Origin of the sequence: Natronomonas marina, assembly GCF_024298905.1 — an archaeon.
In the GTDB taxonomy this organism is placed as follows: domain Archaea; phylum Halobacteriota; class Halobacteria; order Halobacteriales; family Haloarculaceae; genus Natronomonas; species Natronomonas marina.
Genome location: NZ_CP101154.1, coordinates 3,052,599 through 3,071,588 on the forward strand (window position 1 = coordinate 3,052,599; position 18,990 = coordinate 3,071,588).

Genomic DNA, 18,990 nt, shown 5'->3' on the forward strand with positions numbered 1-18,990 from the left:
ATCAGGGTGACGCGTCGGGACCGCCCCGGGTCGCTCGACGGTGGAGGCCGACGGCGGCGAGGACCGCGACGAGACCGGTCAGCGCGGCCAGTCCGAAGGCGACCCGGTAGCCGAACTCGGTGTAGACGCGTGCCCCGCCGATGGTCTCTCCCGTCCAGTAGGCGTCGAGCGCGAGCCCCATCAGGGTCGGCAGGACCGCGGCACCGCCGAACGCCATGGTGTTGACCGTGCCGGTCGAGACACCCGAGGCGGCCGTCGCGTGCCGCTCCTTGACGACGGCGTAGGTGAGCACGTACGACCCCGACAGCGCACCCCCCGCGAAGAAGACACCACCGACGACGAACAGCGGGGGCCGACCGGCGACGGCGAGGACGGCGAAGGCGGCGGTGTACAGCGACATCCCGGCGACGACGAGCCCGGTCCGGGAGCCGAGGCGGTCGGAGACGGTCCCGACGGCCGGCGGCCCGACCAAAATCCCCGCGCTCCCAAGCAGGGTGAACGTCGAGGCGACGGTCGCCGAGACGTCGTACATCTGGACCAGATACGGGATGCCCCACAGGCCGAAGACGGTGATGTTGACGCCGGTGCCGGCGAAGAGCACCACGCCACCGAGCCACGTCTCGGGTTCGGCGAGGACGTCCCTGGCGTTCCGGAGCACGTCGGCCAGCGAAGGCGCCCCGGGTGTCTCGACGCCGCCGACGGGGGCGAGTCCGGCGTCGGTGGGCGAGTCGCGGGCGAGGACGAAGGCGGTCGCGGCGAGGACGACGCCGACCGCCGACAGCGCCGTTATCGTCCGTCGCCACCCGATCGCGTCGACGGCGACGGCGAGCGGCGTCGTCGCCACCACACCGCCGAGGCCCGCGACCGCGACGGTGAGTCCGCTCATGCGGCCGAACTCCCCCGGCCGATACCAGTTGGCACAGAACCGGAGGATCGCGATGAAGAGGACGCTTCCGCCGAGTCCCACGATCGCGCGGCCGGCGAAGGCGGCGAGATAGGAGTCGGCGGCCGCGAATGCCAGCCCGCCGGCGGACATCACGACCGTCCCGACGGCGACGGTCCGGCGAGCGCCGAGCCGGTCGGCGAAGACGCCCGCCGGAAGCTGCATCGCCGCGTAGACGTAGAAGAAGGCGGCGTGCAGGGTCCCGAGCTGTGTCCCCGTCACCGAGAAGGCGCGGGTCAGTTCGTCGGCCAGGACGGCCGTCGAGAGCCGGTAGACCGACACGAGCGCGTACGCCGCCGCGAGTGCGGCGAAGGCGAGCCAGCGCCGTCGTTCCGGGACGGTCCAGAGGCGCCGGAGGCGTCGGTCGACCACTGTCCGTACTCGCAGGGGTCGACCCTAAGGCGTGTCGGATGCCGTCGGTCGACCGCGGTCGACGAGCGGCGTCCGTGAGGCGCCGTCGGCCGCCACGACGAACGCAGCGACCGCGACGACTGCGGGCATACGGCCGTTCGCTCCTCGGCGCGAAAGACAAGAGTTAATCGGTTCCCGTGACCCACTCCGAACGATTATGACAAAGGTTAGCGTCATCGGCGCGGCCGGCACCGTCGGCGCCGCCGCGGGGTACAACATCGCACTCAGGGACATCGCGGACGAACTGGTCTTCGTCGACATCCCCGACCAGCGGGAGACGACCGTCGGCCAGGCGGCCGACACCAACCACGGCATCGCCTACGACTCCAACACCACCGTCCGGCAGGGCGAGTACGAGGATACCGCCGGCTCCGACGTCGTCGTCATCACCGCCGGCATCCCCCGTCAGCCGGGACAGACCCGCATCGACCTGGCGGGCGACAACGCGCCCATCATGGAGGACATCGGCTCGTCGCTCGACGAGTACAACGACGACTACGTCTCCATCACCACCTCGAACCCGGTCGACCTGCTGAACCGGCACCTCTACGAATCCGGCGACCGCGACCGGCAGAAGGTCATCGGCTTCGGCGGCCGACTCGACTCGGCGCGGTTCCGGTACGTCCTCTCCGAGCGGTTCGACGCGCCCGTCCGGAACGTCGAGGCGACCATCCTCGGCGAGCACGGCGACGCCCAGGTCCCCGTCTTCTCGAAGGTGCGCGTCGACGGCACCGACCCCGAGTTCTCCGCCGACGAGCGCGAAGAGATCCTCGAGGACCTCCAGCAGTCCGCGATGGACGTCATCGAGCGGAAGGGCGCCACCCAGTGGGGCCCGGCCACCGGCGTCGCCCACATGGTCGAGGCCGTCCTCCGGGACACCGGCGAGGTGCTGCCCGGGTCGCTGGTGCTCGACGGCGAGTACGGCTACGAGGACACCGCCTTCGGCGTGCCCGTCAGGCTCGGTTCCGACGGCATCGAGGAGGTCGTCGAGTGGGAACTGGACGACTACGAGACCGAGCTGATGGACGACGCCGCCGAGAAGCTCTCCGACCAGTACGACGAGATCGCCTAGTCCTCGGATTCGGGGGCGCAGGGGTACTCCTCGGGCAGCCGGTCGCCGGTGAGCGACGCCCACTCGCAGAGGCGCTCCGGATCGCGGCTACGGGTGCTGCCGGTCATGGCTGTGCTCTACCCGAAATAATCTCCATCCCAGTTGTTAAGGATTGTGTCAGGCGCGGGAACGGTCAGACGAGTTGCTCGCCGTCCTCGTCGTAGATTTCGATGGCGTCGACGGGGCACGAGCGGGCGGCGAACTTCGCGTCGAGTTCCGCGCCCTCGGGGACCTCCCGCTCGAAGACGTCCGGTTCGACCTCCTCGCTTCCGTCGAGGTCGGCCTTGCCGGCGTCGGTGTCCTTCTCGAAGGCGTCCCACTCGGCGGTACACTGGAACATCCCGATGCAGGTGTCGCGGTCGAATCTGACCTTCATACCCCCCCGTTGGACCGAGACGGCCAAAGGCGTGGCGCCCGCCAGGGTCGGGGACGACGACGGGGCCGTCCACCCGTCGAGGGACGGACGACCCGCAGACGCCGGGGGTACCCACCCGTGATACCCCAACCGTTTTTCACCGCGCCGGGTGAGTGAGAGCCATGAACCGCGACGTAACCCGCCGGGCCCTCCTCGGTGCCATCGTCGGGGCCGGCGCCGGCGGCACCGCCCTCTCGTCCGCCGGCGACCTGCTCGATTCGTTCGCACCGCCGAGCGGCCGCGCCTGGCGCGACACCCGCGGCGAGGTCCCCGGAACCGTCGCCAGTCCCCACGGCGAGGCGACGGTCACCTACGACGAGTACGGCGTCCCGCACGTCGAGGCCGACACCGAACCGGCGGCGTACTTCGCCGTCGGCTACGTCCAGGCGGCCGACCGGCTCTTCGAGATGGACCTCGTCCGGCGGCTGATGGACGGTCGGCTCGCGGCGGCGGTCGGCGAGCGTGCCGTCGAGTCGGACCGCTTTCACGCCAAGATGGACTTCCGGGGGGCCGCCGAGGCCTCGATGGAGGCCCTTTCGGGCACCCGGACGGAGGCGCTCACCGAGGCGTTCACCGACGGCGTCAACGCCTACATGGATGCGGGTCCCGACCCGCTGGAGTTCGCGCTGGCCGGCTACGACTCCCGCGAGTGGGAACCCCTCGACAGCCTGCTCGTCGGGACGCAGATCTCCTGGGGGCTGACGGGTAGCTTCCGGGCGCTGCGGCGCGAGGTGCTCAGAGAGCGGTTGAGTGCCGACGACTACCGCCGGCTCTACGGACGACCCTTCGAGCACGGCGCACCGATACTCCGGGAGGGGACGGCGGGAACGGTCAGCGGGACCGGCGACCGGGCGGCGAGTCGGTCGCGCCGGCGCGTCGACCCCGCGACGGCCGAGTGGCTGTCGGCCCACGAACCGCCGCCGCGGTGGGGGTCGAACCACTGGGCCGTCGGCGGCGAACACACCGAGAGCGGGTCGCCCATCCTGGCGTACGACCCCCACCTGTCGCTGATGGCGCCGCCGGTGTGGTACGAACAGCGGATCACCGTCGCGGACGCCGACGTCGACGTTCGCGGCGCGACGTTCCCCGGCATCCCGTTCGTCATCGTCGGCGAGAACGACCACGGCGCCTGGGGATTCACCAACGTCGGCGCCGACGTCGTCGACCACTACACCTACGAGACCGACGGCGATCAGTACCGCTACCGCGGCGAGTGGCGCGAGTTCGACGCCGAGACGCGGACCATCGAGGTCGCCGGCGGCGAGGACCGCGAGGTCGAGGTCAAAAAGACCGTCCACGGCGCCTTCCTCGACCGCGAGATAGACGGCGAGACCCACCACGTCGGCGTCGCCTGGACCGGCATGTCAAGCACCCGCGAGTCGGCGGCCATCTACGAGTTCTCGAAGACGACGAACGTCGACGAGTACCGCGAGGCGCTCCGGAAGATGGAGGTCCCGACCCAGAACGCGCTGTACGTCGACGACGAGGAGGTGTACTACCAGGTGACGGGCCGCATCCCGATCCGCCGGGTCGACGGCGAAGTCGTCGACGGCGACCGCGTCTTCGACGGGTCGGCCGGCGAAGCCGAGTGGAGCGGCTTCGAGCCGTTCGGGCAGAGCGACTGGGACGCCGGCGGCTTCGTCCCCTTCGAGGACAAGCCCGGCGTCCGCGACCCCGACTACGTCGGGACGGCCAACCAGCGGGTCGTCGACGACCCGACCTACCCCATCGGCCAGGAGTACGCCTCCGGCTTCCGGGGACTGCGCATCTACGAGCGACTGGACCGCCGCATCGAGAGCGGCGACCCCGTCGACACCGAGTTCATGCGGTCGCTCCAGAACGACACCCTCGACGACCGCGCGCGGCGACTGGTGCCGGCGATACTGGACGCCCGCGACCGCGTGGACGACGGCGCCGACCCGTGGCTGGACGCGCTGGCCGACTGGGACTACCGGATGGAACGCGACTCGGCGGCCGCGCTCTTCTTCGACCGCTTCTACGAGCAGTTCCGGGAGGCGACGTGGGGCGACGACTTCGAGGACCTCGGTCTCGACGACGGCTGGTGGCCCCAGGAGTGGACGCTCGTGACCCTGCCGGCCGACGACCCGTTCTTCGACGGCGACCGCGCCGGCGTCATCGCGGAGGCGGCCGCCGCCGCCGTCGAGGAGATAGATTCCGAGGGCTGGGAGGTCTACGGCGACCGCCACCGGACCGAGATCGACCACCCCTTCGGCGGCCAGGTGTCCGCGCTGAATTACCCGCGATACCCGACCGACGGCACCGCATTCACCGTGTTCAACGTCCACGACGGCGCGGGGGCGGGCAGTAGCTGGCGACAGATCTCGCCGATGGACGGGCCGTCGCTGTCGGTCGTCCCCGGCGGCCAGAGCGGGTCGTACTTCTCGGAGCACTACGACGACCAGCTCCGGATGTGGGCCGACGGCGAGTACAAGTCGATGGCCTTCGAGACGCCCGACGACGGCCGAACGGTCGAGTTCCGGGAGGGCGAGGAATGACCCGCCCGGACGGCGAAGCGGGGACCGCGAGCGACCCCTCGTGGACGCCAGCGGCACTGACGGCGGTCCGGACCGACCCGCGGAAGCGCGCCGTCGCGCTGGTCGTCGCCGCCGTCGTCGGCCTCGCCGTCGCCTGGGTCCACTGGCTGGGGCTGTTCGTCGCCGGCGCGCTGGTTGGACTCGTCAGTCGGTCGCTGCCGCGCGCGGTGGCATGGGGCCTCGTCGTCGGCGCCCTCGCCGTCGCCGTCACCGTCCTCACGCACCCGACCGGGGTCGGGGAGTTCCTCGCGTTGCGCCCGCCCGTCTACGTCACCATCGGGGCGGGCCTCCTCGCACCCGCCTGGGGGTCGCTGCTCCGCGGCGTCGTCTGATAGTGGTTACTCCGAATAGTTTCAGCAACAGTGTCGAAAGACGCCGACTTAGCGTCCATCGTCACGGAAGCGGACCATCGCGGTGGTAAGGACTCGCAGTAATCACTATGAGCCGTCGGGCACGGGCCGCGCCAGCCCGCGGCAGCCTTTTGCGGCTCTCGGCCGACCGACCCACATGGCAGATTCCGCCGTCGACGAACGCGACGCCGCGGAGGCGTCGCCGACGACGGTCGCGGCCGACCTGCTCGTCGCAACCAGAACCGGCGACGACCCCGACCCACACCTCGCGGCGCTGGCCGGCTACGATCACGACGACCTGGCGCCGGTCCGGACCGACCGGCGGACGGCGCTCGCCTTCTGGACGAACCTCTACAACGCCGGGACGCAACTCCTCCTGGAGCGCCGACCGGGCCTGTACGAGAGCCCGCTCCGTGGCCTGCGGTTCTTCCGGGCCGACGCCGTCACCGTCGCCGGCCGGGGACTGGGACTGGACGCTATCGAGCAGGGCATCCTCCGGGGCGGCCGCTCGAAGTACGGTCTCGGCTACCTGCCGCGGGTCCCGTGGCCCTTCGAGCGTCGCTACCGGATCGACTGCGACCCGCGCATCCATTTCGCGCTGAACTGCGGGGCCGAGAGCTGTCCGGCGATTCGTGCCTACGAACCCGCGCGGGTCGACGACCAACTGGATCTGGCGACGGAGACGTACCTCGACGCCGGCGTCGAGTACGACCCCGAGGCCGGCGTCGCGCGCGTCCCCCGACTCTTCCTGTGGTACCGGGGCGACTTCGGCGGGGCGAGCGGCATCCGGGCGTTCCTCCGGGAGTACGGGGCGGTGCCGGGCGACGCCGACCCGACCCTTCGGTACGATTCGTGGAGCTGGGAGCGGGCGAAGGGGAAGTTCGCGTAGCGGGCTCGGCCGTCCGGCGACGGGTCCCTCAGTCGTCGACGAACTCGACGCCGGTGAACTCGAAGTGGACGCCGCCGTCGTCGCTCTCCGTCAGGGCGACCTCCCAGCCGTGCTCGCGGGCGACCTGTTCGACGATGCTCAGGCCCAGGCCGGTCCCGTCCTCGCCGGTGGAGTAGCCGCTCTCGAAGACGTCCGCCCGGTCGTCGGGTGGGATGCCGGGACCGTCGTCGGCGACGAAGAACCCGTCCTCGACGGCGCCGACCGTGACGGTCACGCCCCCGTCCTCGCCCGCCGAGCCGTGCTCCACGCTGTTCCCGACGAGGTTTTCGAGCAGTTGCCGGAGCCGGCTCCGGTCGGCCTCGACGGTCCGGTCGGTCTCGACCGAGAGCGTCGCCCGACCGGTCGGGACGTTCTGCCAGCAGTCCTCGACGAGCGGCGCCAGGCTCACCGCCCCCGTCTCGGTGGCGCGGTCGCCCTCGCGGGCGAGCGCAAGCAGGTCCTCGACGATGGCCCGACTCCGCTCGACCGCGCCGGCGGCGTCCTCGAGGTGTGCGCTCTCGCAGTCGTTCCGCGCGAGGTCGAGACGACCCTTGGCGACGTTCAGCGGGCTCCGGAGGTCGTGGCTGATGACGCTCACGAGTTCGTCGAGGCGGTCGGTCCGGTCCTCGAGGAGCCGTTTCTGCTCGTGGAGCGCCCGTTCGCGCTCGGCGCGGTCCAGCACCGCCGTGAGTATCGTCGCAAGAATGTCCGCGAGATGCCTGTCGGACTCGGTCAGCGCGTTCGGTTCCGGGGACGCCGCAAACAGGATGCCGTGGTCGTCGAGGGGGAGAATCACCCCGCTCCGGGTCGGCGTTTCGGTCTCGTCGACCGCCTCGTACTCCCGGAGGTCGTCCACCACGGCCGGGTCGCCCGATTCGAAGACACCCCAGTTGACCCGGTCGATGGTCCGGTCGGGGTCGGTCCGCTCGTAGGCGGGCGCCTCCCCCGCACGGTCACGGCCCTCGTCGGTGACCGCGACCGGTTCGAGCACCGCCCCCTCGTCGTCGACGAAGTGGACGCCGGCGAAGGGCAGGTCCAGCGTCCCTTTGGCTACGTCGACCGCGATTTCGGCGACGCGTGTCCGGTCGTTCGCCCGGATGACTCCCTGGGCGCGGTGCTGGAGCTGTCGGAGCGTCGTCAGTTCCTCCGCTCGTTCGGTGACGTCGGCGTAGATGGCGTAGCCGTCGATGGTCTCGTCGTCGACCAGCCGGACGTTGCGGAAGCGGAACTCCCGGACCCCGTCGGCGGTCCGGCGACGGAGGTGCTCGTCGACGGTCTCGCCGGCCCGCACCCGCTCGTCGATGCGTTCGGCCGTCTCGTGACGGTCCGGCGGGACGAGGAGATCGTCTATCGGCTCGCCGACGGCCCGCTCCTCGTCGTAGCCGAACGTCTCGACGAACGCCTCGTTGACGTCGACGACGTGTGGCTCGTCGTCCTCGTAGCGGTAGGCGACCGTCGGCTCGGGGAAGTTCTCGAACAGCGCCGCGAGCCGGGTGTTCTTCCGTTCGAGTTCCCGCTTTCTGGCCGCCCGGCCGGTGACGTCGGTGTAGATGGCGAACCCCGCGGACCCCTCCCGGTAGACGGCGTTCTGCAGGAGGAACTCCCGCTCGCCGTCGGCGGTCACCCGCGTCACCTCCTTCGAGAATATCCGGCCGCCATCCCGGACTCGCCTGTTGATTCGTCGGGCCTCCTCCTCGCGGTCGTCGGGGACGATGTACTCGTCCAGCGACTCGCCGACGATCTCGTCGGCCGAGTAGCCGAACACCTCCTCGAAGGCGGGGTTGACCCGCCGGACGACCGGGGTTTCGCCGTCGAGTTCCACCTCGACGGTCGGCTGGGTGAGCCGCTCGAACAGGACGTGGAATCGGCGGTGCTCCGCCTCGAGCCGCCGCTCTGCGCGGAACTGGCTCACCGCGTTCGTGATGCGGTTGGCCAGCAGACCGTACTGTTCGGTGCCGGCGCCCTTCTGGAGGTAGTCGGTGACGCCGACCGACACCGCCTCGCCCGCGACCGCCTCGCTTCCCTTCCCGGTGAAGAGGATGAAGGGGAGGTCGGGATGGGTCTCGCGGACGCTCTCGAAGAGTTCAAGTCCGTCCATCCGCGGCATGTCGTAGTCGGAGACGACGCAATCGAACTCCCGATCGGCGAGACGATCGAGCGCCTCCCGCGCCCCCGTGGTGGTCTCGACGTCGAGCCGCGAATCCTCCCGCTCGAGGAACCTGGCCGCCACCTCGGTGAGACCGGGGTCGTCGTCGACGTGGAGGACGTCGATGGAGCCGTCCCAACCACTCATGACCCGGGCGTTCGGCCCGCCGCGGTATAAACCTGAAAGCGAGAACGAAAGTCGAATCCGCGGACGCGAGAACCGAATCCGAACGGACGGGAGCCGACGCCCGAACCGAGGAGCGATGATTTAAACCCGACGACGCATTACCCGACAGCAATGGACGTCGCCGACGTGTCGGGCGTTCCCCCGTGGTTCGCCGACCACCTCCGGGCGGAGGGCATCGAGTCGCTGTACCCGCCGCAGGCCGAGGCCGTCGAATCCGGCGTGACCGACGGCGAGAGCCTCGTCGCCTCCGTGCCGACCGCCAGCGGCAAGACGCTCGTCGCCCAGCTAGCGATGCTGTCGGCGGTCGAGCGGGGCGGCAAGGCGCTGTACATCGTCCCACTGCGGGCGCTGGCCAGCGAGAAGCGCGAGGAGTTCTCGATCTTCGAGGAGCACGGCGTCTCCGTCGGCGTCGCCACCGGCGACTACGAGGACACCGGCGAGTGGCTGGCCGACAAAGACGTCATCGTCGCAACCAGCGAGAAGGTCGACTCCCTCGTTCGGAACGGCGCGCCGTGGGTCGACGACCTCGACTGCGTCGTCGCCGACGAGGTCCACCTCGTCGACGACCCCGGCCGGGGACCGACGCTCGAGGTAACGCTTGCGAAACTCCGCCGCATCAACCCCGCGCTGCAGGTGGTCGCGCTGTCGGCGACGGTCGGCAACGCCGCCGACGTCGCCGAGTGGCTCGACGCCGAGTTGGTCGACTCGACGTGGCGACCCATCGAACTCCGGAAGGGCGTCCACTACGGGCAGGCGGTCCACTACGGCGACGGCTCCCAGCAGGAGCTCCGCGTCGAGTCGGGCGAGAAACCGACCGCCGCCATCGTCCGGGACACGCTCGCCGACGACGGCTCGACGCTCGTGTTCGTCAACTCCCGGCGGAACGCCGAGAGCGCCGCAAAGCGGCTGGCGAACACGACGAAGGGCCGGCTGGACCGTGAGGAGCGCCAGCGGCTCGCGGAACTGGCCGAGGAACTGCGCGGCGTCTCCGACACCGAGACGAGCGAGGACCTCGCCGACTGCGTCGAGGCGGGCGCCGCCTTCCACCACGCCGGCTGTGCCTCCGAGCACCGCTCCATCGTCGAGGACGCCTTCCGCGAGCGGCTCATCAAGGTGATTGCGGCGACGCCGACGCTGGCCGCCGGCGTCAACACCCCCTCGCGGCGGGTCGTCGTCCGGGACTGGCGGCGCTACTCCGGGGAGGCCGGCGGGATGCAACCGCTGTCGGTGCTGGAGGTCCACCAGATGATGGGCCGGGCCGGCCGGCCGGGACGGGATCCCTACGGCGAGGCGCTGCTGCTGGCCAACAGCCACGACGAACTCGACGAGTTGCTCGACCGGTACGTGTGGGCCGACCCCGAGCCGGTCGAGTCGAAACTGGCCCGCGAGCCGTCGATGCGGACGCACCTGCTGGCGACGGTCGCTTCGGGGTTCGCCGACTCGCGGGCGGCGCTGCTGGAGTTCCTCGACCAGACGCTGTACGCCACCCAGTACCGCGATGGCGGCGGGACGGACAACTTAGAGCGGGTCGTCGACACGACGCTCGAGTACCTCGAGGCCAACGGGTTCGTCGAGGGCGGCGGCGACGAGCGCCTGGAGGCGACGAACCTGGGGCACACCGTCTCGCGGCTCTACCTCGACCCGATGAGCGCCGCCGAGATAATCGACGGCCTGGAGGCGACCGCCGAGCCGACCGCGCTGGGGCTGTACCACCTCGTCTCCCGGACGCCGGACATGTACGAACTGTACCTCCGGTCGGGCGACGACGAGGAGTACACGATGGTGGCCTACGAGCGGGAATCGGAGTTCTGCGGCGACCTGCCCAGCGAGTTCGAGGAGGAGCGCTTCGAGGACTGGCTGTCGGCGCTGAAGACCGCCCGTATGCTGGAGGACTGGGCCAGCGAGGTCGACGAGGACGAGATCGCCGAGGAGTACGGCGTCGGCCCGGGCGACATCCGCGGAAAGGTCGACACCGCCGAGTGGCTGCTCGGGGCCGCCGAGTCGCTGGCGGGCGAACTCGACCTCGCCAGCGTCCCGGCTATCCGCGAGGCCCGCAAGCGCGTCCAGCACGGCGTCGGCGAGGAACTCATCGACCTGGCGGGCGTCCGGGGCGTCGGCCGCAAGCGGGCCCGGCGGCTCTTCGAGGCCGGCATCGAGACCCGGGCGGACCTCCGGGAGGCCGACAAGTCGGTCGTCCTCGGCGCGCTCCGGGGACGCGAGAAGACCGCCGAGAACGTCCTCGAGGCGGCGGGCCACCAGCACCCGGAGATGGACGGCGTCGTGCCGGACGCCTCGGCCGCCCCCGAGGAAGACGAGTCGGCGGCCGAGGACGGCCGGGGACAGGCCAACCTGGGTGACTTCTGATGCGCCTCGTCGAGGGTATCGTCGAGATCGGCGACGAGAGCGGCGAGCCGTTCCCCGACGTCGAGGCGTTCGTCGACCGCCTCGATGCGGTCGCCGACGAGCACGGGGCGACCGTCCAGGCGTTCGACGCCCGCTACGTCGTCTCCGAGCGCCACCTCGAGCGGGCCGTCGAGTTGGCCGACCGGGAGCGAGGACGCGGCGAGGGTATCGCCCGTGAGCGGAGCGTCGAAATCCTGCTGTACGCGGCCGGCCGCCGCCAGATAAATCGTGCGCTGGAGATGGGTGTCGACGAGGGCGAGACGCCGGTCGTCGTCCTCGTCGATAGCGGCGACGAGGCGGCCGCCGCCGAGGCCGTCCGCGGGACGCTGGAACCTGCGGAGACGCTCGGCGAGTACGACGAGGCGACTGTCAGGGAGTTCTTCGAGGTCGGCGCGTCGGAACTCGATGCGACCGACCGCGGACTGGAGGCGCTCGTCCTCGAGCGGGTCGCACTCCTGGTCGTCGACCGATGAGCGGCCGCCGTCGCCCCGACGAATCGCCGGAGTAGACAACCGTTTCAGGCCCGGCCCGTTACCGGCCGTATGCAGCAGGGGAGCACCGATTCGGGGGTCGTCAGCGTCGAGGTGACGGACGGTCGCCGGGGGCGAGTCGAGACGGACGTTCACTACCGGGTCGCCGGCGAAGGGGCGCCGGTCGTGCTGTTGCACGGCATCGGCCTCGACGCGGCGGAAGTGTCGTGGCGGCACACGCTGCCGGCGCTGGCCGAGGAGTACCGCGTCTACGCGCCGGACTTCCCGGGCCACGGCGACAGCGACCGGCCGAGCGTCCGGTACACCCACGAGTTCTTCCTCGAGGTGCTGGAGTCGTTTCTCGCGTCGCTGGACATCGAGGGGGCGCCGCTCGTCGGGGCGTCGATGGGCGGCGGCGTCGCCCTGGGCTACGCCATCGAGCACGACGTCGAGCGGCTGGTGCTGGCGGACGGCTACGGGCTCGGGCGGGACGCCCCCTGGCGCCCGGCGGCGAGTACCTTCCTGCGGGTGCCGGGCGCCGCGAGCGGCCTGTGGCGGACCGTGGGCGCGACCCGCGCCTCGGTCCGGGCTCACCTGCAGGCGCTGACCGGCGGCGGCGGTCCGAGCGACGAGCACGTCGAGGACGTCTACGAGGCGATTCAGGACGCCTCCGTCGGGCGGGCGATGGCGAGCTGGCAGCGAAGCGAGTTCCGCTACGACGGGCTGCGGACCTGCTATCTGGACCGGCTCTCGGAGCTGTCGGCGCCGGCGCTCTTCGTCCACGGGACGGCGGACCCGCTGTTGCCGGCGTCGTGGTCCGAGCGGGCGGCAGCCAGAACGGGCGGAACGCTCGCGGCCTTCGAGGGCTGTGGGCACTGGCCCTCCAGGGAGACCCCCGAGCGGTTCAACCGGCGGGTCCGGTCGTTCCTCTAGGCGGACGAGTCGATGAGGACGACCGCTTCGCCGTCGATGATGCGGGTGTCGCCGCCGTCGACGACCGTCCGGAGCCGGTAGCGGTCGTCGCCGAGCGCCTCGACGATGGTGACCTCGGCGGTGACCCGGTCGCCGATGCGGACCGGCGCGCGGAACTCGAGGTCCTGCGAGAGGTAGACGACGTTGCCGGGGAACCGCGCCAGGGCGGCGCTGATGAGACCGGCAACCAGGGTCCCGTGGACGATTCGGCCCTCGAAGCGGGTCTCCTCGGCCCACTCCTCGTCGAGGTGGAGGGGGTTCGTGTCGCCGGAGGCGGCGGCGAAGCGGTCGACATCGTCCTCCGAGAGGGTCTTGCTGAACCGGACGGTGTCGCCGACGGTCGGCTCCCCGTCGACGTGGACCTCGGAGGTCCACTCGGCGAGGTCCTCGCCGGGATCGATACGGTCCTCGGCGTCGGCGGCGGGTGGGGTCGCCTCGTCTGATCCGTCGGCCGGCGGGCTGAACGCCTCGATTGCCGCCCGGTTGGCCCGCATCGCGCTGTCGAACATCCGGGCCGACGTCTCCGACCACATCTCGAACACCGACGAGGGCGAACCGTGACTCATGTGCCCGAACTACAGGCCACCTCTACTAAAGGGTGCTGTTGTTACGGGGAGTGAGTGTCAACAGATGGTACTCTACGTCTTCATGTGGTTCCTATAGGAATGCTTATCTGTTTGGAGCCCCGACAGCGGACAACGATGACCGACGAGGACGACGACAGGGACGGGCTCATGTGGCCCCCGAACCTCCTGAAGAACATCCAAGACGTCTCGGAGACGGCGACTCGCCAACAGCAGGAGGCGCTCCAGCAGTTGCTGCTCGGCGCCGGCGCCGGCGGCGGGACCCCCGATCTCGGCGACCTCTCCGATCAGATGGGCGCCATGACACAGATGGCGACGTTCAAGACCCGCATCCAGAGCGGCGGACGAATCTCGATTCCCGACGCCGAGCGGGAGGCGCTGGACATCCAGGAGGGCGACATCGTCCAGACCGTCGTCGTGCCGGTCAAGCGGAACCGCGACGAGGACTGATCCTGACCGCCGGGGGTGGTACCGCCAGCGGTCCGTCAGTTACGGAAGTGCGAGGAGAAAGCCCCGTCGTTCAGGGCGGGGATGAATCCGACAGCCGATGACACAACCCACCGACGATAGCACGGCCTGATATTCCAACAAATTCTTAAAACAGCGCATACATTTACAGTTGTAATGGTCACGGTGACTGTCACCGCGAAGTTCCACAACCCATCCCTCTCACGGCGGAAAGAGTGGCAACACGCCACTCGCCTCTACCGTGATACCAAGCAGTTCTGCATCGATGGATGGGAGAACGGCGACTTTGACAAGTCCGTGACCACGGCCAGCATCGACAACAACCTCTACTCGGCTATCCAGAACCAAGCCATCCGAGAGGCGAAATCCGACCACAACAAGGACGGAGAGGTTCGCTACCGAGAGAGTCAACCGTTCGCCGTCAACAACCAGAATTGGGAACTTGAAACGACCGAGAACGGCACGGTCGTCGTTGGCTTCCCGTGTGTCTCCCAATGGTGGTACACCCCGATAGTCATTCGGGGAAGTTATTGAGGAAAACCGTCTTTTCGATGTAATGACTGGCCGTGAGAAAGAAGTTGTACGCCACCTGAGCGAGGAAGACCTGGATAGACTGCTCACGGAAACTGACGACGTGAAGCAACACGAACGGCTCGTGTTCATCAAACGGCTATACAAGGGAGCGACGCTCGCTGAAGCCGCTGATGACGTTGGGCGATCAGAGGGGACAGCTGACAACTGGGTCGAACGCTGGAATGAAGGAGGACTGGGCAAACTCACGCCGAACTTCGGGGGCGGCAGGCCCCCGAAGCTCGGCGAGGCCGAACAGCAGCGACTGATCGAGCGACTCCGTGAGGGCCAGCCCTGGAAAAAACAGGAGATTCAGCATCTCCTCAACGAGGAATTCAATATCGAGTATCATCCACACTATCTACCGACGTTTCTGGACAACCTCGGCCTCTCGTACGCTATTCCACGGACGAAACGTCCTGATCGACCAGACGACGCCGAAGGGATTCTCGACGAACGCGTCGAGTACGCGTTCGACGAGGATGCCGACGATCAGCCTCACAACAAACGAGAGAAAGATCAAGACGACGAAGACTGGGACCGTGACGAGGATATTCGAACAGATGGTGGCACAGTCATCGGGTTTTTCGACCTGTCACATCCACAGCCGTGGGACAATTCTCAGCGGATGTACACAGTTGATGACCCACACATCACCCGGCCGCTGGTGAAAATCGACACACCAGCGGCCGGGTTCTATGCACTCAACGGTGAGAGTGTACTGTCGTTTCCGCCGAACCAGGAGAAAGAACAGATCTGTGAGTGCTTCGAGACGATCCGCGAGCAGAATCCGCGTACCCGGATTCTGCTCGTTTTAGATAACTTCTCATCTCACATTTGCAAGTACACTCGCAAGCGTGCCCACGAACTAGGAATTGATCTCGTATTCCTTCCGGTTGGATCGCCGCATCTCAATCCAATCGAGCCAGTCTGGAAAAGTCTCAAGTGGGAGTCATCACCGCTGATTGTCGAAGATGAAGACGAGTACCGAACACTCCTTGACGATCTGTTCGAAGAACTGACCGAGCAACTGAGCTTCGCTGCATCGTGGATTGACAATCACCTCAGTGGATTCCTCAATAAGATCCGCTAATCACTATAGGGGTGTACGACGACATTTCCGACCCCGTAGACCGACTGGTTGAGGGGGACGCTAAGAAGACCCGACTACAAGTGTACCGTCGTGGCGAGGACTGGTACTGTACGTTCAATATCGAGTACGAGACGGAGCCGACTGGTGAGACGCCCATCGGTGTTGATATTGGCGAACGAGACATCCTCGCAGCGACGGCCTACGGTGAGGGTGAGTCGATGCTGGTGTCTGGTGGTGAGGCGAAGTACGTTCGACGCAAATATCGTTCCCTGCGCGATTCGCTACAGGAAGCGGGTGCGCTTCGCGCGCGCAACCGTGTGGGTGATAAAGAACAGCGTCGAATCACTGACTTGAACCACAAACTCTCCCGTCGCCTCATCACATTCGCGGAACAGTTCGAGAATCCGGTTATCAGGATGGAAGACCTCGAAGGTATCCGTGAGAACAGTTCGTGGTCGGGCGTTCACTCGTGGCATTTCCACCAACTCCAACAGTTCATCACGTACAAGGCCGAACGTGCTGGGATTCGCGTTGAGAAGGTTGATGCGTACCATACCAGTCAGGAGTGTTCGGAGTGCGGTTCGGTGGGGACGCGTGATGGCAACCACTTTTCGTGTTCGGAGTGTGGTCGTGGACGGCACGCCGACCTGAACGCTTCGGAGAATATCGCTCAACGGGAGGGTGAACCATGCACGGCCTAACACTTCGGGTGAGGCGAACCGTGCGGCCTCGCTGGTTGAATAGCCAGCCGTCGTTGACGCCCGCTGTATGCGGGGAGGAAGGCCCCATTGACAGGGCTGTACGCGCTGGAAAGCACACTGTTGGTCACAACTCGGTGGCGACCGTTGACGGCCCACGCGAAAGCGTACTTGAGGCCCGAGGACACGCGCAACCTGAATATCCCCTTCGGGGAATCCTCGCCCTTTAGGGCGGGGAGGATGTCAACGCACCGGGACCGAGGTGGAGTGAGGCCGAGACGGGTCGTAGCAGTCCGTGCGACGCCGTCCGAGACCGGCGCTTGCGAGCCGAGAACACCACATCCGCCCCGGCTTCGAGGTCGCCGGGAACGCCCGTTCGGGCTCAGAACGCGACGGCGGCCGCGAGGAGGCCGGTCGGCGCGTTCGTGACGTCGCCCACCAGCAGCAGCGTGAGCAGGACGGAGTTGTGCGTGCTGTGCAGCAGCCAGGGAACGACGAGGTTGCCGGTGTACTCGTAGACGGCCCCGAGCACGAGGCCGGGGACGAGCAACACCAGCACGGTCACCGCGACCGCCGAGGGGCTGCCGGCGAGGGCGGCGACGTGGACGACGGCGAAGATGCTCCCGGCGATGGCGACCGCGGGCACGGCCGACAGCCGTTCGCGGAGCCGGTTCTGGACGATACCCCGGTAGAGTAGCTCCTCGGAGGGACCGACGACGAGGAACATCACGACGATCCCGACCGGTATCAGCTCGGGATTGTCCGCGAACACCGCCGCCCCCTGGTTCTCCGCGGGTTCGGGGAGGAACTGCAGGACGGCCGCCAGGACGGCTACCAGAACCCCGATGATGGCCAGATAGCCGGCGACGACGACGCCGAGGTCCCGCAGTGACGGCCGTCTGATGCCGAGATACGAGCGGACGGCCGGCCACTCGAGGCCGCGGCCCCGGAGGTACGCCAGCCCGAGACCGACGAAGCCGACGTACTGCCCGAGGACGATCGAGACGACGAACACCGTCCCGAACGCGAGGCCGGCGGCTCCGCCGAGGAGGCCGACCGGTATCGAGACGACGGCGAGAGCGACGATACCCGCGACGCCGAGACCGACCGCGGCGCCGACAGTTCGCAGCGGTGACTCCGTTGCCCGGCCGTCCGCTGGAGGGGATTCCATGCCGGAACTGTGGGCGCAGGGCTGTAAATAGGGCACGGAGTCGGCGGGCCGGTCGGGGCCGCAGGGCGACGAGCCCGGCTGCCCCTACACCAGGCTCGCGCCGTCGAACTCGCCGCGGTCGACCTCCAAATCGAGGAGTTCCAGGAGCGTCGGCGCGATGTCGTAGAGGTCGGCGTCGTCGATGCGGGCGTCGTCGTCGTCGACGAACAGACAGGCGTTGTCGAAGCTGTGCATGCCGTTGCGGGGACCGGTGTCGAAGACGTCGGCGCCGCCCTTGAACCCGGACTTCAGGTCGAAGCCGTGGTTCGGAACGACGACGAGGTCCGGCGCGATGTCGTCGTGGTCGCCGCGGAAGGCCTGCTCCTTCGTGACGACGCGGTCGGCGACGGGGGTGCCGTCCGGTCCCTCCATCATCTCGAGTTCGGCCTTGAGTTCGCTGCGGACCTGCTCGTACTCCTCCTGGGGAACGGACCCACGGGGCTCGCGGCCCTCGAGGTTGACGTAGAACCGGCCGGGGATCAGCGAGTACGCCTTCGTGTCGTCGCCGATGTCCTCGAGACTGTCGTGGTCGTCGTCCTCGTAGGATAGCCAGCCGTTCTCCTCGAGCCAGACGTTGCACTTGACCTCCCAGTCAAGCGGCGTGAAGCCGTGGTCGGAGGCGACGACCATCGTGGTATCGTCGTCGAGCATCCCGCGTAACTCGCCCAGGTAGCGGTCGACCTTCTCGTAGAACTCGAGGAACTCCTGCTTGTACTCGCCGTCCTCGGCGTAGTGTTTGAACAGGAAGTGGTTGACCCGGTCGGTCGTCATGAAGACGCCGAAGAAGAGGTCCCAGTCGTCCTCCGTGATGTAGTGTTTGAACGCCTCGAACCGGGCGTCCAGCGTCTCGTGGGCGTCCTCGATGAAGTCGCTCTTGTCGTCGTCGTGGCCGAGTTTGGCGTTGACGTCGATCTTGTAGTCGAGTCCCTCCAGCGTCTCGCGGAGTTCGTCGGGGTAGGCCGCCTTGTCGACGCCGGGCGAGAGGAAGCCGCTGACCATCCGCTGGACGTCCCGATCCGGCGGGAAGGTCACGGGCACGTTCATCACGGTCGCCTCGCGGCCGGCGTCGCCGACCCGACTCCACAGCCGCGTCGCCTGGACGTCCCGGCCCATCGGAACGTAGGTGTCGTAGCTACCCACTTCCCGATCCTGAAAGCCGTAGACGCCGGTCTCGCCGGGGTTGACGCCGGTCGTCAGCGCCGGCCAGCAGGCCGACGACTCCGGCGGGACGATGGAGTCGATGGCGCCGCCGGCGCCCGCGTCCTCGATGGCGTTGAGGTTCTCGAAGGTCTCCTCGTTGTCCGCGACGAGGCTGTACGGCACCCCATCGATACCGAAGAAGGCGACTCGTGGCCCCTCGCCGCCGCGAAGTCGATCGAACAGTCCCATACCGGCGTCTGGGGCAGGCGCCTACAAGAACTTTCGTTTCTGCTGCCAGAAGGGTCGGTTGTCGGCGAACGCGGCAAACGCGTCGGCG

At 68.3% G+C, this 18,990-nt stretch carries 15 protein-coding genes and 2 pseudogenes; 11 read left to right on the forward strand and 6 right to left on the reverse strand.

Annotated features, from left to right (window positions below):
* Position 1: 1 nt before the first annotated feature.
* The gene (locus NLF94_RS16050) at positions 2-1,315 is read right to left on the reverse strand and encodes an MFS transporter (protein WP_254838645.1); all 1,314 of its coding nucleotides are present in this window, start codon (positions 1,313-1,315) and stop codon (positions 2-4) included.
* Positions 1,316-1,511: 196 nt separating this feature from the next.
* Between NLF94_RS16050 and mdh the strand changes: the two genes are divergently transcribed.
* Positions 1,512-2,426 (forward strand): malate dehydrogenase, encoded by a 915-nt coding sequence (gene mdh / locus NLF94_RS16055; RefSeq protein WP_254838646.1) that lies wholly within the window; start codon positions 1,512-1,514, stop codon positions 2,424-2,426.
* A 172-nt stretch (positions 2,427-2,598) separates the two neighbouring features.
* On the opposite strand, the gene NLF94_RS16060 is transcribed toward mdh, so the two are convergent.
* Complete coding sequence (locus NLF94_RS16060; protein ID WP_254838647.1) at positions 2,599-2,841, reverse strand: ferredoxin; 243 nt, start codon at positions 2,839-2,841, stop codon at positions 2,599-2,601.
* 161 nt (positions 2,842-3,002) lie between these two features.
* On the opposite strand from NLF94_RS16060, the gene NLF94_RS16065 reads away from it, so the two are divergent.
* The 3 genes from NLF94_RS16065 to NLF94_RS16075 all read left to right on the forward strand — a co-directional run bounded on the left by NLF94_RS16065 (position 3,003) and on the right by NLF94_RS16075 (position 6,674).
* Positions 3,003-5,396 carry a penicillin acylase family protein gene (locus tag NLF94_RS16065; RefSeq protein ID WP_254838648.1) on the forward strand — a complete coding sequence of 798 codons (2,394 nt, stop codon included), beginning with the start codon at positions 3,003-3,005 and terminating at the stop codon, positions 5,394-5,396.
* The gene (locus NLF94_RS16070) at positions 5,393-5,767 is read left to right on the forward strand and encodes a hypothetical protein (RefSeq protein ID WP_254838649.1); all 375 of its coding nucleotides are present in this window, start codon (positions 5,393-5,395) and stop codon (positions 5,765-5,767) included. Before NLF94_RS16065 ends, NLF94_RS16070 begins: the two co-directional genes overlap by 4 nt.
* Positions 5,768-5,942: 175 nt before the next feature.
* Entirely contained in the window at positions 5,943-6,674 is a 732-nt protein-coding gene (locus tag NLF94_RS16075; RefSeq protein WP_254838650.1) for a DUF547 domain-containing protein, read from the forward strand.
* A gap of 28 nt (positions 6,675-6,702) precedes the next feature.
* Here NLF94_RS16075 and NLF94_RS16080 read toward each other — a convergent pair whose 3' ends face one another.
* A complete protein-coding gene (locus NLF94_RS16080) occupies positions 6,703-9,006 on the reverse strand; it encodes a hybrid sensor histidine kinase/response regulator (protein WP_254838651.1) in 2,304 nt (767 codons plus the stop codon).
* 150 nt (positions 9,007-9,156) lie between these two features.
* Here NLF94_RS16080 and NLF94_RS16085 point away from each other — a divergent pair, with 150 nt between their 5' ends.
* The 3 genes from NLF94_RS16085 (at position 9,157) to NLF94_RS16095 (ending at position 12,851) form a co-directional block, all read left to right on the forward strand.
* Entirely contained in the window at positions 9,157-11,409 is a 2,253-nt protein-coding gene (locus NLF94_RS16085) for an ATP-dependent DNA helicase (protein WP_254838652.1), read from the forward strand.
* Positions 11,409-11,921 (forward strand): KEOPS complex subunit Cgi121, encoded by a 513-nt coding sequence (cgi121, locus tag NLF94_RS16090; RefSeq protein ID WP_254838653.1) that lies wholly within the window; start codon positions 11,409-11,411, stop codon positions 11,919-11,921. The genes NLF94_RS16085 and cgi121 overlap by 1 nt, the downstream gene beginning before the upstream one ends.
* 69 nt (positions 11,922-11,990) lie before the next feature.
* Entirely contained in the window at positions 11,991-12,851 is an 861-nt protein-coding gene (locus NLF94_RS16095) for an alpha/beta fold hydrolase (protein ID WP_254838654.1), read from the forward strand.
* Here NLF94_RS16095 and NLF94_RS16100 read toward each other — a convergent pair.
* Positions 12,848-13,399, reverse strand: coding sequence for a MaoC family dehydratase (locus NLF94_RS16100; protein WP_254841439.1), 552 nt, complete (start codon positions 13,397-13,399; stop codon positions 12,848-12,850). The two genes, NLF94_RS16095 and NLF94_RS16100, sit on opposite strands and share 4 nt — an antisense overlap.
* Positions 13,400-13,591: 192 nt before the next feature.
* On the opposite strand from NLF94_RS16100, the gene NLF94_RS16105 reads away from it, so the two are divergent.
* The 4 genes and pseudogenes from NLF94_RS16105 to NLF94_RS16120 form a co-directional block, all read left to right on the forward strand.
* Positions 13,592-13,924: an AbrB/MazE/SpoVT family DNA-binding domain-containing protein gene (locus NLF94_RS16105; RefSeq protein WP_254838655.1), complete on the forward strand. Its 333-nt coding sequence runs from the start codon at positions 13,592-13,594 to the stop codon at positions 13,922-13,924.
* Between the two features lie 174 nt (positions 13,925-14,098).
* Positions 14,099-14,461: pseudogene (locus tag NLF94_RS16110) on the forward strand (transposase); the annotation flags it as partial.
* A gap of 37 nt (positions 14,462-14,498) precedes the next feature.
* Positions 14,499-15,605, forward strand: a complete 1,107-nt coding sequence (locus tag NLF94_RS16115; RefSeq protein WP_254837548.1) for an IS630 family transposase — start codon at positions 14,499-14,501, stop codon at positions 15,603-15,605.
* A 5-nt stretch (positions 15,606-15,610) separates the two neighbouring features.
* A pseudogene (locus tag NLF94_RS16120) lies at positions 15,611-16,306 on the forward strand (RNA-guided endonuclease TnpB family protein); the annotation flags it as partial.
* A 379-nt stretch (positions 16,307-16,685) separates the two neighbouring features.
* Here the strand turns inward: NLF94_RS16120 and NLF94_RS16125 are convergent.
* A complete protein-coding gene (locus tag NLF94_RS16125; protein ID WP_254838656.1) occupies positions 16,686-17,474 on the reverse strand; it encodes a CPBP family intramembrane glutamic endopeptidase in 789 nt (262 codons plus the stop codon).
* 84 nt (positions 17,475-17,558) lie between these two features.
* Positions 17,559-18,902, reverse strand: coding sequence for an alkaline phosphatase family protein (locus NLF94_RS16130; protein WP_254838657.1), 1,344 nt, complete (start codon positions 18,900-18,902; stop codon positions 17,559-17,561).
* Between the last annotated feature and the right edge of the window lie 88 nt (positions 18,903-18,990).